Source organism: Pedobacter sp., from assembly GCF_965227205.1.
Taxonomy (GTDB): domain Bacteria; phylum Bacteroidota; class Bacteroidia; order Sphingobacteriales; family Sphingobacteriaceae; genus Pedobacter.
In genome coordinates, this window is record NZ_OZ245727.1 from 468,542 (window position 1) to 489,929 (window position 21,388).

Here is a 21,388-nt window from a genome sequence, read left to right on the forward strand (position 1 = left end):
AATTTTATTTCTTCGGAGTTATTTTTTCTAATTTTTGCTTTGCTGTTGGTATAATATCATCGTTCTTATTATCATAATTGTCGATGATACTCAAAAGCGTACTTTTTGCCTGTAAATTATCTTTTAATGCTACGTAGTTATCTGATAACAGAATAAATGATTTTGCCACCCAATAATCGTAAGATGCCATATTATTTATCAAGTCGAAGCAGGTTTTGGTTGAAGTTTTGTAATCACCTTTTGTGTATTCTAAAAAAGCAAGGTTGTACTTAGCTTCAGCTGCTGCAATTGTTTTAGTGGTTGCAACCACATTTTTAAACTCTTTAACCGCTGTTGTAGTATCACCTTTTAATAAATAAGCTTTACCTGCAAATAAACCCGAACTGTTTTTCTCTTCTTCTGATGCTTTCTCAGAACTTTTAGTCAACTGAGCATATTTAAGCATATCATCCGGAGCATTTAAGGCAGTATAAGCTTTTAACAAATTATTAATTGCGTAAGAATAATGCGCTTTATAGTCTGTAGTGGTTTCTAATCGCTTCAAATAAACAATTGCCTCGTTGTATTTTTTCTGATCAAGAAATAACTTAGAGATACTTAATAATGATCTTTCTGTATAATCACTTGTCCAATCATTCAAAATAAACTCGTAATCTTTAATTGCATCTTCAGGACGGCCCATTTTTACAAGAGATTCTGCTCTGATAAACTTTCCTTCTTTATCGTGTATTGGTTTTGGAAACTTATCGAAATAAGCATTAATAGCCTGAAACGCACCGTTTGCATCACCTTTTAAATACAAATTATTTGCTGCCGCGAAAACAATATTATCTTGTTCGCTATTTGAATAATTTCCTAATGGAGTTGTGCCTGCGTAAGAGATAAATCCATTCGCATCGCCTTTATCAACGTAGATATTCTTGATAGATTCCATTGCCTGTTTAGCTTCATCGGCACTTGGATAATCACGAATTACTTTTTTGAAAGATTCTAACGCTGCATCATCCTGATCTTGATTGTACTGAACCAAACCGATGGTTACCAAAGCTTTTGGAACGTAACTACTACGTGGATATTTAGCTACCAATGCTACTAAATCTGATTTTGATTTATCGAAATCGCCTTTGTTAAAATAAGTGTAAGCCGTTTCAAATCCTGCATCATCTGCATAATTTGAATTTGGAAACTGTTTTAACAAAGCCTGCATGGTTGCAATCTTGGTATCGTATTGGTTTTCCAAGCCCTGAATCATACCTTTTTGAAAAAGCGCATAATCTTCAGCGCTGGTTTTTCTGCTGATGATTTTATTATAGTTATTCATCGCATCGCCATAGCTTTTATTCACAAAATATGAGTCGGCTAAACGGATGGTTGCATCATCAATTGTTTTTTGGTCTTTATCGTTACCAGATAAAAAGCGTTCGAAATACGTTGCCGATTTACTGTACTTTTCATCCTCAAATGCTGCATAAGCAAGTGCATAATTTGCAAAATTATAAACGCCGGTTTTGTTTGCATCAGGCATTTTCAAAAACTTCTCGAAAGTAGAAACTGCTTCTCCGAATTTGCGAAGTTCATACATCGATTCGGCTTTCCAGTAAGTATTTAAAGCATTAATCTCGTTATCTTCAGGAAATTTTTCTGAACGTAAAAACATCGATAATGCATTAGGGAAGGCTCTTTCGTTGTAAAATTCCAATCCACGGAAATAAGCTACTTTTTGATAAGCTTCCTTTGCTTCAAGGTTTTTATCCGGAATAGGTTCTAAAATATCAACAGCAGCCTGGTAATTTTTTGTGGTTAATAAAACCTCACCTAATAAAGTTTTAGCTTCGTTAATTTTTCTGGATTTTGGGAACTGCTTTAAGAAACCCTGAGTTGCTTCTAAAGCTTGTTGGTGGAAATTTAACTCATAGCTAAGTTTAGCATAGTTCAACCACGATTCTTCCTGAATAATTTTGTCGAAATCTAATCGAGAAGCACGGAAAAATGCACTTTGAGCTTTTTCTTTATTATTTAACTGAATAAAAGCCTTACCCAAAGTATGCATACCATTTTGAAGGTATACATCATCGGTATTTAACTTTTCTAATACAGCAACAGACTCTTTATACTTCTTATTTTGAAATAAAGAGTATCCGTATTGATAAATAAATAAGTTATTTTTTGTTTCATTCTTATCTTTCGAATAAAAATCAGCAAAATACTTTTCTGCACTCTTAAATTCAGATTTTGCAAAATAAGATGCCGCTACCAAACTCAACATTTCTGGTTCAAATTGCTGTTTAGTTTTCTGCATAGCAGGTATAGCATAGCTAATTACATCATCATAACGTTCATCAAGATAATACATTGATGTAATGTAATAAGGATAACTAGCCTCATAAGTTGGAGAACCTTTAAGTTTTTCAAAGTTTGCTAAAGCAGTTTTGTATTCCTTGTTAAGGTAATTTATGTATGCGAAATAGTAAGTAGCACTTTCCTGAAATTCACCTTCTTCTTTCTTTACTTTTTCGAAAAGAGGTTCAGCTTTTTCATAATCTTTAAGCTGGAAATAAGAATATCCTTGTTTAAATTGATATTCATTTCTTTGCTTGCCCGAAAGGGTAGAGGGATCGGTTTTTTCAAACCATTCTAATGCTTTGTTGTAATTTTTTTGGTTGAAATAAGTTTTTCCAACATAAAAATAAGCAAGTTTGGTATTTGGATTTAACGGATAATCTCTAATAAAAGCCTGAAATAAACTTTCTGCATCGCTGTTGGTTAATTCTAAAGCGCAAACTGCAGCGTAAAATTTAGCATTTTCTTTAAATAAAGTTAGTTCGGCGTTACTTTCAGATTGAGATGAAGGTTTAACACGCACTTGCTCTACAAGTTTAAATTGCTGAGAAGCTGCCGTATATTTTTCTTTATATAGTAATTCTAAACCTGTTTGATAGTTTTTGTTGAGGTTTTGCACTGCACTTACTTGTGCGTATGTGCTAAAACTTCCTGCTAATAAAAGCGGAACCAGTAGGTATTTTTTTTTCATTAGTGTATCTTTTCTCAATGGTAATGAAATATCATAATCGCTTTACAATAATGTATTGCCTAATTATAATGATTGCATCGGTTTCAAATATGGTTGGTACTAAATTATAAATAGTATCAGTGCTTATCAACAGAAGTAATTAACATCTGTTAATAACACAAGTTTAACGATTGGTTTTTCGAATTGGTATGAAGAAAATTGAAATGTGTAAAAAGATTTCTGTTGAGGCTTGGCTAATTGCCTTATTTGTTAATTGTAGGAATTGCCTTATTGGTTAATTGTAGGAATTGTTGAATTGGTTAATTGCTAATTCTAATGAACCAATGACCAATAAACTAATAAACCAACAAACCAACAAGCCAACAAGCCAACAAAACTATCCCTGACTAGCCAAAAGATATAGTACAGCCATTCTTACAGCAACTCCATTCTCTACCTGATCCAGAATTATAGATTGCTTACTATCCGCAACATCACTGGTAATCTCCACACCACGGTTTATAGGGCCAGGATGCATTACAACAATTTCCTTATCAAGATTATCCAGTATTTGTTTATTTAAACCGTACATCATGGCATATTCTCTTAAAGAGGGGAAGTATTTAATGTCCTGACGTTCTAATTGTATTCTAAGCATATTTGCAACATCGCACCAGTTTAAAGCTTTAATTAAGTTATGCTCTACTTTAACACCCAATTGGTGAATGTGCTTTGGAATTAACGTAGTCGGACCGCAAACCATAACTTCAGCACCTAAACGTTGCAAGCATAAGATGTTAGAAATTGCAACCCTCGAGTGCAAAATATCGCCAACAATAACTACTTTTTTTCCGGTAACATCGCCAAGTTTCTGGCGGATAGAGAAAGCATCTAATAAAGCTTGCGTTGGATGTTCATGAGCACCATCGCCTGCATTTACAATTTGTGCTTTTACATGCTTGCTTAAAAACTGACCAGCTCCCGCATATGGATGGCGCATTACCACCATGTCAACTTTCATTGATAAGATGTTGTTCACCGTATCAATTAAAGTTTCGCCTTTACTTACTGATGATGAAGATGCTGCAAAGTTTACAACATCGGCCGAAAGCCTTTTTTCGGCAAGTTCGAAAGATAATTTTGTTCTGGTAGAATTTTCGAAGAAAATATTAGCAATCGTAATATCACGAAGTGAAGGCACTTTTTTTATCGGCCTGTTAATCACTTCTTTAAAATTATCTGCAGTTTCGAAAATTAATTCGATATCATTCCGGTTAATATCTTTAATACCTAAAAGATGTCGGGTTGATAGTTTGTCTGCTGCCATTTTTTGCTATTGCTTATCTGATAATAATAAAACTTTGTCTTCTCCACCTTCGCTTGCCCAGGTCACTTTTACGTGTTGCGCACTTGCACTATCAACCTGTAAACCAATGTAATCGGGTTCAATTGGTAAATGCCTGCTAAATCTTCTGTCAATTAAAACAAGCAATTCTACCTTTTCCGGTCTGCCGTAAGCCAACAATGCATCGAGCGCAGCTCTAATCGTTCTGCCGGTCCACAATACATCATCAATTAAAATTACTTTCTTGCCCTCGATAATAAAATCTATCGAATTGCTGTTTGCCGTAACCAAACCATCTTTTCTACGAAAATCATCCCTGAAGAATGTAATATCAAGGTTTCCTTTTAAAATTTTTTTGCTTTTTAAAATGGTTTGTAATTCCTCTTGAATCCGGTCGGCCAAAAAAGGCCCTCTCGGCTGAATGCCAATTAAAACGGTATTCGAGAAATCGTCGTGGTTTTCAATTAACTGATGGCAAAGCCGCTTAATTGTAATCTGAATTTTTTGTCCGTCAAGAAGTGTTTTCTTTTGCATTGAAGAAGGATTGGGCAAATATATAAAAATGTTTTAAGGTAGGAAAGTTGAAATGCTGTAAAGTTGATTCCGGCTATTTAATCTATTGATGGTTAAAATGTTATTTTTATTTTTTCGAAAAGCAATGCCAATCGCTCTGTTTAATTGTTTGTTCCGGCTGTACACTGTAGCCCTCGTAGTCCCACTGCGCAGGCTTTAATACTCGGGGCTGCCGTTTCCATCCGGTTTAAGTGGGCACTTTTGAAATGCTATTTGCGGTTTATAAGATGCCTAAAATACCATTTCTGCTTTTTTATCTGCCTTAATTATTTGTAATAATTTATCGTTTAACTGTTTTGCAATTACGTTTTCTCCATTGCCAATTTGCTTACCATCAATTTCAGAAACAGGCCAAATATTCTTGGTAGAGCTTGTAATAAAAACTTCTTTAGTAGTGTAAATATCTTCTAATTCGAAATCTTTTTCTACTATTTTATAGCCTTCAATTTCTATTGTTAAAACTTTGCTGCGGGTAATTCCTTTCAAAATTTCGGTTTTAGGGGTAATAATTTCATTGTCGGTTACCATAAAAATATTTGCCCTTGGGCATTCTCTAACTAAGCCATTGTGGTACAATAAATCATCAGCATTATTTTCTTTAACAAAGCCCTGCAACCTTATTGCCTGTAAATAATCTATAGTTTTTACTTGTGGTAATTGCCTTTGGTGGTTGTAACTAACCAATTTTATCGGCTTGGTTGGGTTTTCGATAATGTTTAGCGGTGTTTGAATAATGATAAGATTTGGTTTAACCATTGTATAGCCGTCATCAGAATATCCTCCAGTTAATATTATTTTTATGCCAGAATTTGGGATGTTGTTTTTATCAATAAGCGCAAAAACTGCGTCACTAAGTTGCTTTTTGTCAAACCCAGCTTGCATATTCATTTCTTTAACCGAATTAAAAAAACGGTTTAAGTAATCGTTTAAAAAAACAGGATGGTTATTAATCGTTTTCAAAAAATCAAAAATCCCGAAGCCTCTTTGCACAGATAAATCTGAAACAGAAATATTTGCATTGGCTTCTGGCAGTAATTCGTTATTTATAGAGATGTACATTTTTGCTAACGTTGATATGATTAAAATTAATCGATTTGAACTTGAATGTGAAGCAATTTGTAATATTTAATTAATAAGTTACAGCTAAAAATAATTTTCTACATTTATTAAAATGAATGCACAGCCGGTAATTTTTTTTGATGGAGTTTGTAATTTGTGTAATGCATCCGTTCAGTTTACTTTAGAACGCGATAAGCATAAATATTTTCAGTTTACGGCGCTACAAGGTAATTATGCAAAAGAGCATTTGCCACAATCTATTACGAATTCCAGTCAACTAAATTCAATAGTGCTTTTGGAGCATGGTAAAGTTTATCAAAAATCATCAGCAGCGCTAAGAATAGCAAAGAAGCTCAGCGGATTTTGGCCGCTGATGTACGGATTTATCATCGTCCCTAAATTTATCCGCGATTGGATTTACGATATTATTGCAAAAAATAGGTATAAATGGTGGGGCAAACAAGAAAGTTGCTGGGTACCAACTCCAGAACTTAAAAGTAGATTTTACGAGTAAATCTATTTCTACAATTTTGGATGTGCATTGTTGCCAATGTTTTTATTGTAGCCTTTACTGCTATTTTTGAAAAATGCACTGTAAGCAATAATTAAAACAACGATTAATGCACCCAACAATCCAAGTGTATAACCGCTGTTAATAATTTCATCTACACTTATAATGTAAATATCCCAAACTCTTAATATCAAAATACCAATAAATGATATGCTGAGTAAAACAATTAGTGTTCCAATAAATTTTTTCATGCTGTAATATTTGGTTTTGGTAGTGTGAGAACTTATTTAACTTACAGGTTTAAAAGCGTGCAGGTTTTATCATTAAAAATTAGAATTTACTTAGCCATTCTTTTTTCTTGGCATCAAATTCTTCTTGTGTAATAATGCCTTCATTTAATAAAAGTTTAAGTTGCTGCAATTTGGCTACAGGATCTACATCTGGTGCATTAAGCTTTTCTTCTTTTGCCAAATCAAATGTTTTTCCTAGTTCCATGCCAACTCCTAATTGTAAACCAGCACCTGCAAGTCCACCTTCATTACGAGCTGCATCTCTAAGTGCTTTTAATTTTTCGAGTTCAACATAAGTTAAGCCACCTTCATTGGCTGCCATTGTATCGGCAGTAATATCAGCGACTTTAGCAATCCTTTCTTTTGTACCGGCATCAAAAATAGTCCCGTTTATTTTGAAATCAGTGAGTTCTAATCCGAGGTTTTCGGCTTCTGTGTTTAGTAATTCTTTTACTCCACTGGCTAGCTCCGCAAGTTGAGCATCAATCTGTTGGTAAGAAATAGAGCTTTTTGCTAAAACAGAAGATATAGATTGAGGAAAGCGACTTTGAAGTAATTCCTTAGCTTCGGCTACTGTATAATTATCTTTTGAACCGATAATGTTATTGAAAAGATGTAATGAATCAGCTATTTTGAAAGAGAAACTACCATTTGCGCCTAATTCTACCGGAATTTTATAAATAGGATCTACATATTTAACAGCTTGCGAAGTTCCCCAATGCAGATTTACATTTTCTGCAGTTCTGTAAAAATATATCCTTAATTTATGTTCGCTTTCAAAATTGGTTCGCAATTTTAATAGAGTAGTAAGAAATGGATGATTATCTGATTCGATATCATAAATGCCATTTTCAGTAATATGATCAGCTATTTTGCCTTCATAAACCAATATAACAGCTTGTCCAGGATTAACAATTAGTTTGCTGGCGTTTTTTATCTCATCATTATCTGATGGAAATTTATGCACCAATAAATCATTGCTTTGGTTTTTCCACTCAACTACCTGTGATAATTGTCTTTTAAAAAAATCTCCTATTCCCATTTTAGTCTAATTTATAATTGCTAGTTATAGTTCCTTTTGCATCCAATACAATCACCTGGTCTCCATCACATACGCCAACGAGACCATCTTTATGTTTAGTAATTGTTTGTAATTTTTTGCCCGCAGGTAGTGCGGTAGTCCATTCTATTGTGCCACTATTTTTATTTAGCTTTTGCAATTTAAATGCGCTCTTCTCATTAGCATCTGCTCTAAACTGAATAAGCAAATCTTCTCCTTCATCAATTATAACTGATGGCGCAAAATAAAGCCTATCTGGTGTAATATCTTTCCAACTTAAAATTCTGCTTCGTTTTTTTTCGTAAGCAGCGATAAGCGTTTTTGTGTAAGGGTCGCTGTCGGTAAATATTCCAGAACCCCCAAAGTTTTTACCCCAAGCCAAGTGGTCTGCAACATCTTTTGCTCCTGGTCCGTTATCTAAATAAGTAAGTTGAATTAGCTGCAGTTTATCTTCAGGGTAATCTGAGCTTTGCGATGTAAAAACGTGAATGGTTTTGTTTTTTGCAGTTGGTAAAAGATTGTTGAAACCTTCGCAAGCATTTCGAAATTCTTTTTCGGTATATAGCTTTTGTACAAATGGATAATAATATCTCTTTTTGCCATCGTTAGTTAGCAAAACCAAACCATCGCCATAATTATCGTACACAAATTCGATAGTTGCTGCACCAATCTGCAATTCGGGATTGGCTTCAAAATACTTCTTTCCAACATCTTCAGTCTTAAACGTTTCCTGATTGAGCTTTAAGAAAGTGGCTTTATTGTTAATGATGTAGATATTCCCGTCAGAAAATATTCTGAAGTTAAATTCTGAATGCGAATGAGACTCGTTATTAACTTTCTCTTCGGCTATCAGTTTCTTATCAAAGGGATTATAAAACGAAAGATAGTTTCCATTTCTACTATCATTACTTTTTGCGTTATATCTTCTTTCTTCTAAAGCCAATATAATTGGTTGCTTAGTACTGGTTTTTAGAAATGTTAATGTTTTATATCTTATCGTGTAAAAATCATCTTCATCATCAGTAGAAGTAGATGTTGAATAAGTAGAAGTGTTTTTTTGTTTTTTGTTGCTGAGGACGCCGATTAATACAGAAAATAATATAAAGGCTCCAATAATACATCCTATTACGATGGCAACAGTTTTTATTGCTTTACTATTATCGCCAAATTGATTTGAATTATTAAAATTGTGATTGTAATTAATGTTTACATCATTGTTATCTAAGAAATACTCTGTTTGGCAGCTGTTGCATTTATAAAAATCGGGCTTTAATTCTATTTTATTTACGCTGCCGCAATTTGGACACTTAATTGCTTTAATTTCTTTAGCCATTAGCTTTTTTTATAAAAACTTTCTAAATGTAATCTTTCAAAACTTGCTAAGTCTCAGCAAGATTCATGCTAAATTTAAAAAATACATTTTATTTGCTGGCATTATTGAAGTACCACTTTACAAGCGTATTGTTTTCCCAGAAATTCGTTTAATAAAATGAATAAAGCGATTTAAATAATAAAATAATTATTCTACAATTTGGGAAATAAATTTCACCATTGGTTAGCTGAAAAGATTATGTTAGTTATTAAGAAAGTTCAGCTATTTTGTTTTTCAGTTCATTTAATGGTTTTACAAAAATGCTATCATTCATTTTCCTAGCGATAAAAATAAATGGTATTCCAATCAATGCCACAGCTATAAGCTGATACAAAATATTTGGTAAGCTAATTACTTTCTCGAAAGATTGATGGACAAATAATTTGTAAGCTAATAAACCAATTGGACCTGCAAGCGGTAAAAAGATATAGCCGTAAACGGTCTCGCCTTTTAAAATTTCTTTTATTGCCTTGTAATTGTTGATTAAAACATCTTTTGTATTAGCATTATAATCAATTCCGGTTTTAATTTTCCTGAATTTTATCATCCCTAATGCTCTAGAAATTTCATATGTGAGGAAGACAAAAATTAGCAGAAATTTTAAATCACCTTTTACAATGAAGGCAAATATTAAAATAGGAATATCAATAATTCGTATCCATCTTAATTTCCATTTTAATTTGAATAATAAATCTTGAAGCAGCGAGTGCGATTCTTTATCAATCGTTATTTTAGTGATATCTATTTGCTTTGCTTTAATATTTAGTTCGGCACTTAGATTTTGCCATTCCTGATCTAAATTCATTTTATTTTCCTGTTAAAAGTGAAGCCAATTGTTGTTTAATGCGATGAAGTTTAACATTTGTATTGTTGCGAGATAAACCAGTCATTTCGCTAATTTCAGTATTGTCAAAGCCATCCAAATGCAGCATAATTATACTTCTATCAACATCAGTTAGTTTTCTGATACACCGATAAAGCCAGTCTGCCCGTTCAGATAATTCAGGTGGTTCAAAGTAATAATCGAATGTTTCGATTTTATTAATCTGGTTTTGCTTTTTCTGCTTACCTAGAAAAGAGAGGGAAACATTTAAGCTGATTTTGTATAGCCATGTAGAGAATTTGGCATCTCCTTTAAATCGGGCGTATGCGCTCCAGCTTTGAAATATAATTTCCTGATATAAATCTTTGCGATCTTCATCATCATCGGCATATAGATTTATCATTTTGTAAATGATTCCCTTATGTTCCTCTACCTTTTGCAGAAAAGAATTTTCAATCATTCTATGTTATTTTTGTGAACGATTGGCTTTAAACTCTTTGTGGTAGCGAGCAATATCTCTAATTAAAAATATAACAGCCATTGTTATCAAAAAATATTTAATGTAATAAGATGTAGTTTGAAGGCTTGCTACAATAATTAAAAATCCTACTAAGCCAAATTTTGAATTCCTGTTATCCATAATTTTTTAAATTTATTTGAACAGTTAGTAAGGAATTATTTCAGGAAATTACAAGATTGGAAAATTAATTTTCCAGATACCGTTTTGAATAGGTAACACCCATTAAATCATATCTTTTAAATTGTATTTTTAATCTTTTTTGAAAATCAGGATAGCTGCGTTTTTCTTTCGGACTCCATAAAATCTCGCTCAAAGCATCTAATCTTGGGAACAATAAGTATTGTACTTTAGCCGGATTGGTAATGTATTCGCTCCATAAACAGCCTTGTGCACCCCAAATGTTCTGCCCTTGTTCTGTCGTTAATTCTTTAGGAATGGGTTCGTAATTGTAAACATTAACTAATGGTGATAATTTATTGGCAGTTAAACTATCTTCTTTAACAAATTGCGCATGGTTAAAATACATGATGTTTTCGGGTGTCATAATGGCTTTGTGATTTTGCTTTGCAGCTTCAATGCCGCCTTTTTCACCTTGCCAGCTCATTACTACAGCATTTGGTGCTAAGCCACCTTGTAAAATTTCATTCCAACCAATAATGGTTTTGCCTTTGCTATTTACAAATTTTTCTATCCTTTGGATGAAATAACTTTGTAATTCGCTTTCGTTTTTAAGTTCATTAGCTTTCATAATTTGTTGTGAAACTGCAGATTGTTTCCACCAAATTTTAGAAGCTTCATCGCCGCCAATGTGAATGTATTGTGAAGGGAACAAATCCATCACTTCCAACAGAACATTTTCCAAAAATTTAAAAGTTGTGTCAGATGCTTGCAAAACATTGTTGTATTTATTCATCATTCCCCAGGTTTGGGCAACCTCGTATTTTTTATTTAGTTCAGTTCCTAATTCTGGGTGTGCAGCCAATAAAGCCATGCTATGTGCAGGCATTTCAATCTCTGGAATAATGGTGATGTAGCGTTTAGCTGCATAATCAATAACATCTTTAATTTGTTCTTGTGTGTAATATCCACCGTGTTTAATTCCGTCGGTTTTAACCACTGCATCTTTTGGTGTAATCTTAACTTCTGTTGTTAATACCTGATATTTTATATTTTCATTTCCTTTTCCTGGCCATAAACCAACAATGCTACCATTTCTCCAGGCACCGATTTCGGTAAGTTTTGGATATTTTTTTATTTCAATTCTCCAGCCATGGTCATCGGTTAAATGCCAATGGAAGTAATTCATTTTATGTAAGGCTAAATAATCTATGTATTGTTTTATAAAGTCTACATTGAAAAAATGTCTGCTTACATCAAGGTGCATACCACGATAATCGAAACGGGGATAATCGGTTATACTAACTGAAGGAATGTTTAATTGATTTAAGTTATTGGCTGGGATTAATTGAATTAATGATTGAATTCCATAAAATACTCCGGGTTTTGAAGTTCCGGAAATAATAATTCCTTTATCTGAGGTGTTTAATATATAAGCATTGCTGAATTTACTAATGCTCGTGTCTGAAACCAAAGTAATAAAGTTCTTATTTGGCGTAACATTAGTTATGTTAAGTTTTAGTTTATAATATTTTTGTAGATAATCATTAAGAAAATCGGCAGAGCTTATTAAAGATGAATCGACAACTACAATTTGTGTCTTTGCATCTATTATAAATGTTTTTTTGGTAGATTCTACTTTTAAATATGCAGGCTGCGGTATAATGTTTACTTCCTGAGCAGAAAGATTTAAGGTAAAAGCTAAGAAGCAAAATAATAATAGGTTTTTCATAATTAGTCGATTTCGATTCAAAAGTAATAATTCTAAGCTGATGAAAGGAAACGGTTTGATAGAACGAATTAATGATGTTACATAAACCCGATGGGAGGAAAATCCTTTTTGGTTTGCGTGCTTCGACAAGCTCAGCATGACAGTTCGCCAAAAGGATTGAACAAACAGCGGGGCAGGAGTGAGCGATTATCGCTTGCTTTCGCTTTCAAAAATCTCTCCCTATTAAAGGAAGTGGTTCAACGCGGTTACAATTCATCCCTCTCCTTGAAGAGAGGGAACGAACAGATGGTGGTTCAATTACAAACTTTGTTATGTAGAGTTTATCGGTTAAAAGTACTTCCTTTTGTTTCCCTCTCTTTAAGGAGAGGGATAGCAGTAAAAGAATTTATGCTTCTAACTTTCACAGGGAGAGGTAAAATAAAATTGCTTCTTCGTCGGCTGCAAAATCCTTCTCGCAATGACGACCTTGTGAAGTTCTGTGTATTCCGTGTTTCCGTGGCAAAAAAAAAATAGTACAAAAAAATCCCGATAACTTTCGCTATCGGGATTAATATATTCAGTTAAAAAGAACTAGCCTTTTTTAGCTTTGCTTTCTTCGCCTTCTAATTGCGATTTCAATTGTGCTAATACGTCTAAATCTCCTAAAGTAGATTTCTCTACAGAATCTTTAACTTTTTTAACAGCAGTTACAGCAGCTTTAGCTTCTTTTTTCTTAGTTGCTCTTTCTTCTGCTACAGCTTCAGCTTTAACTTCTTCCCAAATACGAGCGTGAGAAACAACGATGCGTTTAGCTTCTTTGTTAAACTCGATGATTTTGAAGTCGTTAGTTTCTTCAGCTTTAACTGAAGTACCATCTTCTTTAACCATGTGTTTAGTTGGTACGAAACCTTCTACACCGTATGGTAAAGCAATAACAGCACCTTTATCAGTTACTTTAACAACTGTTCCTTGGTGTACCGAATCTAAAGTAAAGATAGTTTCGAAAGTATCCCAAGGGTTTTCTTCTAATTGTTTGTGACCTAAGCTTAACTTACGGTTATCAACGTCTAATTCTAAAACAACAACGTCTAATACATCACCAACTTTAGTGAATTCGTTAGGGTGGTTGATTTTTTTAGACCATGATAAGTCAGAAATGTGGATTAAACCATCAATTCCTTCTTCAATTTCAACGAAAACGCCGAAGTTAGTCATGTTTTTAACAGTTGCTTTGTGCTTGCTTCCAACTGGGAATTTAGCAGCAACTTCTTGCCATGGATCGTTAGATAATTGTTTAATACCTAAGCTCATTTTGCGCTCGTCTCTGTCTAAAGTTAAAACTTCAGCTTCGATTTCGTCACCAACTTTTAAGAATTCTTGTGGGTTTCTTAAGTTTTGCGACCAACTCATTTCTGAAACGTGGATTAAACCTTCAACACCTGGAATGATTTCTAAGAAAGCACCGTAATCTGCAACAGTTACAATTTTTCCTTTAACTTTTGAACCAACTTGAATGTCAGCGTTTAAGTTTTCCCAAGGGTGAGAAGTTAATTGTTTTAAGCCTAAAGCGATACGTTTTTTCTCATCATCGAAATCTAAAACAACAACGTTGATTTTTTCATCTAATGATAATACTTCTTTTGGATGCTCTATGCGGCCCCAAGAAATATCAGTAATGTGAAGTAAACCATCAACACCACCTAAATCGATGAACACACCGAAATCAGTAATATTTTTAACAGTACCTTCTAATACTTGTCCTTTTTCTAATTTAGAAACGATTTCAACTTTTTGTGATTCTAAATCGTCTTCAATTAGCACTTTATGAGAAACTACAACGTTTTTAAACTCATGGTTAATTTTAACAACTTTGAATTCCATTGTTTTACCCACGTATACATCGTAATCGCGGATAGGTTTAATATCAATTTGAGAACCTGGTAAGAAAGCCTCAACGCCCATGATATCAACAATTAAACCACCTTTAGTACGGCTCTTAACGAAACCGTTGATGATTCTATCATTTTCAAGAGCCTCGTTAATAGCTTCCCAAGATCTTTGAGTTTTTGCTCTTTTGCGAGAAAGGATCAATTGACCGTTAGCATCTTCTGGTGCTTCAACGAAAACGTCAACTGAATCGCCGATTTTTAAATCTGGTGTATCACGGAATTCTGAAGTAGAAACTAAACCGTCTGATTTAAAACCAACGTTTAATACTACATCTTTGTTGTTAATTGAAACAACGATACCGCTAATGATTTCACCTTTAGTGATTTGATTGAATGTTCCAGCATACATATCTTCAAACTTTTTACGGTCTGCATCATTGTAATTACCGAAAACTTTTTCATCTGCATCCCAATCAAAATCTTCTGTTGGTGTTGCTAATGATGATTTGATCGATTCGATCGAAACTGAATCAGCTTCTGATTCAATAGTTTCTTTTTCAGTCAGGCGTCCGCCTTCTCCCTGAAGCTCAGCTGTTTTAGCTGCTAATTCTTTTTCTGCTACTTGTTTTTTAGCCATTAATTAATTATCTCCTTTTTTCCCTATTTAGGGACAGCAAAGGTAAAAATATTTTAATTAATAGAAAAGATTTTTTTAATAAATGTTGCTGATTTTTAGGTTATTATAAAAGGAGTAGCAAGTATTTAGTATCAAGTATCAAGATTTGGTGCTTAAAGGAGTAAAGATAAAGGAGCAAGGAGTAAAGATTGTTTGCTTCAAATAGTCGATACGTAATTCCCCTCTTTTAGAGGGGTGCTCGAAGGGTGGGGTGTTTTTTAAATAATAATTATGCACAATAATTTGAAAATGAGCGTTTAGTAATTCTTAGCTTCCAGCAGTCCCGTTATTCGCTATAGCCTCTCCCGATTGAAAAAATCGGGTTCGGGCTGCCGCTACTACCGGGTTTAGCAATCGAGAACATCACCTTATCGTTACTTATATAACTTTAAATCCGGTTCAACCATGCTAGTGTAAGGATAAAGCTCAATAACATATAAGTAACCCTTACTGTAACTGATTTTATGTTTGTCTAAAAAGGCTTTAAAATTAAATTTTTTTATGGTTTTTTCAACACGCTGTTTAGCAATAGGATTATCGCTAGTTAAAAAATTAATGTTTGAAATTTTTGCATTAGAATCAAGTTTTATTGATACAAGCATGTAATCGCTAATCTTGCCGGTAACATAAGTTTTTGGTACATTGTATTCAATACCGGTTTCAAATCTTGGGTAATTAGACTTTAGTAATTCTTTTTGATTTTTTAAAATTTCGAGTATTGGTAAAGCTTTCAATTGATCTAAATAGAATTTTTCTGCCCTGTACACTGAGCACATTCCTGTAGTTAAATTTCCGTCTTTGTTTTTATAGCCAAAAATTAGCCACTTGCTTCCCGAAATTAATTTGATTTCACAAGAACTATAAATATTTTTATCTAAGCCACTGTAACCACCAACATTAATAGAATTTATAGATTTATCTCCTTTATATTGCTGATCTATATTTAGGTTAACCTTATAAAAATATTTTCCTTCTTCATTATTAAACGTTTCGGTTATATCAGCGACAGCAACAAAATCGGCCGTTAAAAATTGTTGTGTAATGCTAGTTGGTTCGCAAACACAGGCAATCAATTTGAATGTTAAAAAATTTATTGAAAGGAGTAAAAGTAATTTCTTCATAATAATGAGATTACTTTAATCAAGTTTTTCCACAAATTTATTTTACCTAAATGGTAATTAACAAATTTACTTCTTCGTAAAAGTACCTCTGGTAAAACCTTCGCCAATTAAAGTATTATCATCTCTAATTAAAAGTAAAATAGAGTTCTGTTGGTCGTATAATTTTATCATATCTCCCTCAATAACGTATTTGGAGCTAAAAGAAGAGCCTGTGTAAATATCGGTTACGGTTACTAAATCTTTGCTCTTAAAATCAAAGGATTTGTACTGTACATCTTCTGTTGTAGCAAACTGACCAGAAATTGTTTTTTCTTTTAAAAAAGTGATGTAGCAGAAATAACCAGTTACCAAAACAATCAGCGTAACTACAGAAATAAAAACCTTATTTCCTTTTGCATATTTAAAAATGAAAAATAGTATGGTTATTAATAAAACTGCAACAACAACCAAAAAGATAATTTTTGAATTATCCTGATTTGTTTTCGGAACAGATGGTGCTACAGTTGGCGCATCTGCTTTTTTAACAGGCGATACTCTAACTAAAAATTCTTTACTTACATAACCTTCGCCATTTGTTACCTTAATTTTAAAGTAACTTGTATTTGTAGAATCTATAACCGCAACATTTTCACTTTCTGGTAAATAGCCAATTACCTTACTTTTCGGGTCAGCTTTTTCTCTTACACGAAGATTATCTGTAGTAACACGATACATATCTTCAGTTACTGAAGTCGTAGTGTTTGTATTTTGTGCTGGCTCAGCAGGTTGTTGAGGATTTGCAGTTTGTGTAGCAACTTTTTCTAAAAAATCTTTACTTACCCAACCTTCGCCTTTTTTAAATTTTACTTTAAAAAATTTAGCATTCGAAGCATCTAAAACCGTTACATTTTCATTATGAGGTATCGATCCAATAACTTTACTCTTTTGATCGTTGGTTGCTCTAACCCTTAATTCATCGGCAGTTACGCGATAGGTATCTTGCGCAAAAAGTTGTACAGATAAAAGAACGAAAGCAAAAAAAGAAAAAAGTATTTTAGACATTTTGTATTTATTAGTTTGTTTAAGCACTTATTTTAAATAGTGCTATTTTAAAAATGCATTATGCACATTAAATGTGCCAAAGGTAGCAAACATCAAATTAAACTTTCAATAAATGTTTATTACGATAAACTAATCTTGTATATGCTACCAACTACCACCAGAGCCACCGCCACCGCTGCTTCCGCCGCCCCAACTACCGCTACTTGATGATGACGATGAGGAACTGCTTGAACTGGAGCCACTACTGCTTGATGATGAGGATTCTACCAGCATTGCAAGCACTACAGCTTTTATAAAAATTTCGTGGTCACAATTTGCGCATCTCTGAATCTCTTTACCTTCGCCGGTTCTGCTATAGGTAGCACGTTTTACAGTTATAACTTTAGGTTCTGCCAGTGTTTTAAATTTACATTTTGGGCACTCGGTGTAATCATCAAAATTTTCTGCCGGCCAAGCCTTAATTTGATGTTCTTTTTTATCTGCACTTTCCCAAATGTCATAGTCATAAACTAAAAGCGTTTCTTCTTTTCGTTGTGCTGTGCTTAAATATGGTTTTCCTTCAACATTAACATCTCTGTTAACGCGAATCATTTCTTTGTTTTTGCTATCTAATATTGGGCTAAATCTCGTTTTTAAATTATTCCTTCTATTCGCATTTCTTAAAATTGCAGGTAAAAGTAGGGGAGAGATTATGATAAGTGGCAGTGCTTTTTTGTTTAAATCTCTTGCAGCAGCGAAAAAATTCTCATCATCAACGTGTGCCTTTCTTAATGTAGATAGCGCAGCAATGTATCTGAAAAATAGAAACAGCGCAAGTACAACATAAAGAATTATCGGAATGCTGTTTAACGAAAACCCCCAGCTTTTAAAATTGAATACAAAAGCCCAAACAAAAATTGATATAAATGTAATGAAAAATAGAGCTATGCATCCGCCAGCTAAAGATTTGTCGTAGCTGTTATAACTTTTATCATTCTTTTTAATTTGGTAGACAGGTGCTTTTTTCTTGAAGTAAATAAATCCAACGGTAAAAAGGATTATAATAATTAAAGAATAGAAAGTAGGAACTTTCCATTCAGTTTTACTCTTATTCGTCTCAGCAATAAGCGACTGAATCTCTGCTTCGTTATTTGGGTTATTTAAAAAATCGGCAATTGCATTTAACGAGTTAATTATGCCTTCATCATAGTGTTCTGCCTTAAATGCAGGGAGTAAGTTTCGTTCTGCAATGTGTTTCAACTTAACATCAGGTAGCAAGCCTTCCAAACCATAACCAGTTATAAAACGATACTTTCTTCTATCAATTGAGGCAAACAAAAGCAAACCATTATTTACATCTTTTTTTCCAACTCTCCATTTTCGGAAAAGCTGTAATCCAAAATCAAATTCATCTAAATTTTCATCAAAATCTTTAACAACAACAACTGCTATTTCGGTTTTGGTTTGCTGCTCTAATTTTGTAATTAATCTGTTTATCGAATCAACATCGAATAAAATTCTATCTGGGTCGCTTACGAAAAAATCCTGACCCATTTTCTTTGGATCAGGAATTTCATCAACTTTATATTTTTTTTGCGAAAAGACATGAAAACTGGTAAATACCAATATCAGGAATAGTATTTTTCTCATCGAAATAATTCTTGCTATGCTTTACAATATTAATTTCAGGATGTTTTTATGTTGAGGATGATTTATTAATTACTCGTTTAATATCTTTTCCAAGATTTTATCAAGCTTAGCTTTGCTTTTTACGTATGGTTGTAAATCGAATAATTTAACAGTTTTAAATTCGATAGGATGACTTTCACTTTGAAGTGAAATATAGCCCGAAGTAAGTGGCTTGCCATCAGTTTTAACTTTAGGGTCGTAATTTGAAACACTTCCGCCACCAATTTGTGGTTTTGTATATTCTAAAACAACTTCTTTATTAATGATGTGCTTGATGACAGAATCGCCTAAAACTAAAAATTCTGCAGTAACCCATTGGTCGCCATGATAAGTTTTTGATTTAGAATCGAGGCAGTGTTGGGTAAATAATTTGCCTTGAAAATCAATCTGAGTTCCTGGAGTACAAACATTACTGGTATGTCTGTCATGTTCTCCGTCGCCACCAAGAATTTGTCCTTCGATTGAAATTGGAAAATCCTGGTCTTTTAAAATAGTTTCAGGGGCTTGGCAATGTAGCATTACACCACTATTTCTTAAAGCCCACCCTTCGCCACCTTTTGCTTGCTCACCAACAAAGCGATAGGTTATTTTAATTAGATATGAAGAAAATGGCTTTTTGTAATATATATGGCCATATTGCTGATCAAAGTCTGTGTAGCCATCATACCTTACTTTCATTAAACCATCTTCAACCCGAAATGTATTGCCGTAATTATCATTCAAATCGTGTTTGGCTATTTTAACTGTCCAATCTTTTAAATCTTTGCCATTAAAAAGATTAATCCAGCCTTTTTGAGCTTGAGATTTGAAACAAGTAAAGCAAGAAAGCAAAATAATTGAATAGAGAAGTTTTAATTTCATAGGATGCATATTTTTGGTTTTGCTAAAAATATGAAATTAAATTAACTCGCTAAGCTTACAGAATAAATTAAGCAATTTCTGCTAAGAATGGTTCAACTCTTTCTAAAGCAAAAGCAAGTTGCTCATCCTGAGTTAAATCAGTGTTGTCTAAAATAACAGCATCATCAGCTCTTACCAAAGGACTTTCTTTTCTAGTTGTGTCTGCGTAATCTCTATGAGCAAGATTTTCGAATACTTCCTCCAAAGTAGTTGTATTGTTTCCTTTGCTTTCTAACTCCTTAAATCTTCTTTCTGCTCTGATTTTTGGATCCGCTGTCATAAAAAATTTAACAGGTGCATTTGGGAAAACAGTTGTGCCAATGTCTCTACCATCCATAACTATGTTTTTCGATTTGCCCATGCGTTGCTGTTGTTTTACCATTTCATGGCGAACAATTTTATGTGCTGAAACTTCGCTTACATTTTCTGAAACCGGCATTAAACGAATTTCATCAGATACTTCCTCACCATTTAGAGTAATATGAGATTGATAATCACGAGAATGAAAATTTAACTCAATGTGTTGCAAGGCATCAATAACTTTAGCATCATCATTTACATTGATTTCGTTCCTTAAAAAGTATAAGGTTACAGCCCGATACATAGCACCGCTATCGATGTAAATAAATCCTAATTTTTTAGCGAGTGCTTTTGCAAGAGTGCTTTTTCCGCAAGATGAATAGCCATCAATAGCTACAACAAGGTTCTTTTTCATTGTGCTACAAAGGTAAAAAATAGAAGCAGAATGCTCAGTATTTAATTCTCTAAAACAAAAAATGCGAACTCTAAAGTTCGCATTTTAATTATTTCTCAAATTTGGCAATCCAAACCGCATTGTAAGGATGAAGCCAACCTTCGTGTTGTAAATACCAAAATAAGCCTTCATCAATACGAAAAGCAAACATTCCGCCTAATAGGTGATTTGCATTTTGCGTGGTGTAATTTTTGCGGTAATTGAAATTGGTAACCAAAACTGCTTTTTTACGATTGCCTTCGTCAGTAATTTCTAAAGTACAAGGATCAAAAGCTGCTGCATATCTAAAATTTCCATTAAAACGCTCTCCCCATTTATCCCACGCAACACTATTTTTACCTTTCAGGTGCATCATTTTTTTAATGTCTGGCGCTTGAAGAAAATCGTTACTATAAAAAATTCTAGTCTTATTTTCTTTTGGAAATAATAAGTAGAAATTTTGAATACTTGCTTCTGGAAATGGAATAATATCGCCAACGGTAATAATTAAAAGCGTACCATAAATGGCACATTTTTCTTTAAAGTGTAAATGATATCCTTGATTTATCTGATCTTGAAAAGCTGCCGCATTTTTATTGTACTGCTTTAAATTATATGGTGTAGATAGTACAAAAAGTGCAATCCCAGATAATAAAGTGATTGTTATAAATTTTCTATTCTTCTTTCTGAAAAAGGATACCGTTGCAAAAATTAGCGTAATTAAGAATAGATAAAATGCATGAAGAGAATAGCAAAAAGTCCACAGGGTTAAAAAAATGAATACCGTGCAAATAATTATAAACAAGAGTGTTCTTAAGAAATAGCCTAATTTCTCAATAAAGGTTTTGGGTTTCATGATGTTTGAAGCTCGAATATGTTTGGAATGATTTTTTGAAGTTAAAATTTATCATTGAATAAACAAAATACTTAGAAATTGAATGATTAGTTTAACATTTTTAGCTTTTAATT

The 21,388-nt window shown here is 33.3% G+C and carries 18 protein-coding genes; 1 reads left to right on the plus strand and 17 read right to left on the minus strand.

Annotated elements, in window-relative coordinates; all coding sequences use genetic code 11:
* Window positions 1-4: 4 nt before the first annotated feature.
* The 4 genes from ACO05K_RS01810 to ACO05K_RS01825 all read right to left on the minus strand — a co-directional run bounded on the left by ACO05K_RS01810 (window position 5) and on the right by ACO05K_RS01825 (window position 5,987).
* Window positions 5-3,031, minus strand: coding sequence for a tetratricopeptide repeat protein (locus tag ACO05K_RS01810; protein WP_421942756.1), 3,027 nt, complete (start codon window positions 3,029-3,031; stop codon window positions 5-7).
* A gap of 376 nt (window positions 3,032-3,407) precedes the next feature.
* Complete coding sequence (locus ACO05K_RS01815) at window positions 3,408-4,337, minus strand: aspartate carbamoyltransferase catalytic subunit (protein ID WP_421942757.1); 930 nt, start codon at window positions 4,335-4,337, stop codon at window positions 3,408-3,410.
* A 6-nt stretch (window positions 4,338-4,343) separates the two neighbouring features.
* Entirely contained in the window at window positions 4,344-4,889 is a 546-nt protein-coding gene (gene pyrR / locus ACO05K_RS01820; protein WP_421942758.1) for a bifunctional pyr operon transcriptional regulator/uracil phosphoribosyltransferase PyrR, read from the minus strand.
* A gap of 270 nt (window positions 4,890-5,159) precedes the next feature.
* The gene (locus tag ACO05K_RS01825) at window positions 5,160-5,987 is read right to left on the minus strand and encodes an aminotransferase class IV (RefSeq protein WP_421942759.1); all 828 of its coding nucleotides are present in this window, start codon (window positions 5,985-5,987) and stop codon (window positions 5,160-5,162) included.
* A gap of 112 nt (window positions 5,988-6,099) precedes the next feature.
* On the opposite strand from ACO05K_RS01825, the gene ACO05K_RS01830 reads away from it, so the two are divergent.
* Window positions 6,100-6,501, plus strand: coding sequence for a thiol-disulfide oxidoreductase DCC family protein (locus ACO05K_RS01830; RefSeq protein ID WP_421942760.1), 402 nt, complete (start codon window positions 6,100-6,102; stop codon window positions 6,499-6,501).
* A gap of 8 nt (window positions 6,502-6,509) precedes the next feature.
* On the opposite strand, the gene ACO05K_RS01835 is transcribed toward ACO05K_RS01830, so the two are convergent.
* The 13 genes from ACO05K_RS01835 to ACO05K_RS01895 form a co-directional block, all read right to left on the minus strand.
* Entirely contained in the window at window positions 6,510-6,749 is a 240-nt protein-coding gene (locus ACO05K_RS01835; protein WP_421942761.1) for a hypothetical protein, read from the minus strand.
* Between the two features lie 79 nt (window positions 6,750-6,828).
* Window positions 6,829-7,830, minus strand: a complete 1,002-nt coding sequence (locus tag ACO05K_RS01840; protein WP_421942762.1) for an SPFH domain-containing protein — start codon at window positions 7,828-7,830, stop codon at window positions 6,829-6,831.
* 1 nt (window position 7,831) lies between these two features.
* On the minus strand, window positions 7,832-9,181 hold the full coding sequence (locus ACO05K_RS01845) for a hypothetical protein (protein ID WP_421942763.1): 1,350 nt from the start codon (window positions 9,179-9,181) through the stop codon (window positions 7,832-7,834).
* Between the two features lie 247 nt (window positions 9,182-9,428).
* Window positions 9,429-10,025, minus strand: coding sequence for a hypothetical protein (locus tag ACO05K_RS01850; RefSeq protein WP_421942764.1), 597 nt, complete (start codon window positions 10,023-10,025; stop codon window positions 9,429-9,431).
* Between the two features lies 1 nt (window position 10,026).
* Window positions 10,027-10,503 carry an RNA polymerase sigma factor gene (locus ACO05K_RS01855; RefSeq protein WP_421942765.1) on the minus strand — a complete coding sequence of 159 codons (477 nt, stop codon included), beginning with the start codon at window positions 10,501-10,503 and terminating at the stop codon, window positions 10,027-10,029.
* Between the two features lie 244 nt (window positions 10,504-10,747).
* A complete protein-coding gene (locus tag ACO05K_RS01860) occupies window positions 10,748-12,412 on the minus strand; it encodes a beta-N-acetylhexosaminidase (protein WP_421942766.1) in 1,665 nt (554 codons plus the stop codon).
* A gap of 570 nt (window positions 12,413-12,982) precedes the next feature.
* Window positions 12,983-14,917, minus strand: a complete 1,935-nt coding sequence (gene rpsA, locus ACO05K_RS01865; protein ID WP_421942767.1) for a 30S ribosomal protein S1 — start codon at window positions 14,915-14,917, stop codon at window positions 12,983-12,985.
* Between the two features lie 413 nt (window positions 14,918-15,330).
* Window positions 15,331-16,077 carry a hypothetical protein gene (locus tag ACO05K_RS01870; protein ID WP_421942768.1) on the minus strand — a complete coding sequence of 249 codons (747 nt, stop codon included), beginning with the start codon at window positions 16,075-16,077 and terminating at the stop codon, window positions 15,331-15,333.
* A gap of 66 nt (window positions 16,078-16,143) precedes the next feature.
* Window positions 16,144-17,118 (minus strand): SH3 domain-containing protein, encoded by a 975-nt coding sequence (locus ACO05K_RS01875; protein ID WP_421942769.1) that lies wholly within the window; start codon window positions 17,116-17,118, stop codon window positions 16,144-16,146.
* Window positions 17,119-17,262: 144 nt separating this feature from the next.
* On the minus strand, window positions 17,263-18,747 hold the full coding sequence (locus tag ACO05K_RS01880; protein WP_421942770.1) for a TPM domain-containing protein: 1,485 nt from the start codon (window positions 18,745-18,747) through the stop codon (window positions 17,263-17,265).
* Between the two features lie 69 nt (window positions 18,748-18,816).
* Window positions 18,817-19,647 (minus strand): 3-keto-disaccharide hydrolase, encoded by an 831-nt coding sequence (locus ACO05K_RS01885; protein WP_421942771.1) that lies wholly within the window; start codon window positions 19,645-19,647, stop codon window positions 18,817-18,819.
* A gap of 67 nt (window positions 19,648-19,714) precedes the next feature.
* Window positions 19,715-20,401, minus strand: a complete 687-nt coding sequence (gene cmk / locus ACO05K_RS01890) for a (d)CMP kinase (protein ID WP_421942772.1) — start codon at window positions 20,399-20,401, stop codon at window positions 19,715-19,717.
* 88 nt (window positions 20,402-20,489) lie between these two features.
* Window positions 20,490-21,275, minus strand: coding sequence for a hypothetical protein (locus ACO05K_RS01895; RefSeq protein WP_421942773.1), 786 nt, complete (start codon window positions 21,273-21,275; stop codon window positions 20,490-20,492).
* Between the last annotated feature and the right edge of the window lie 113 nt (window positions 21,276-21,388).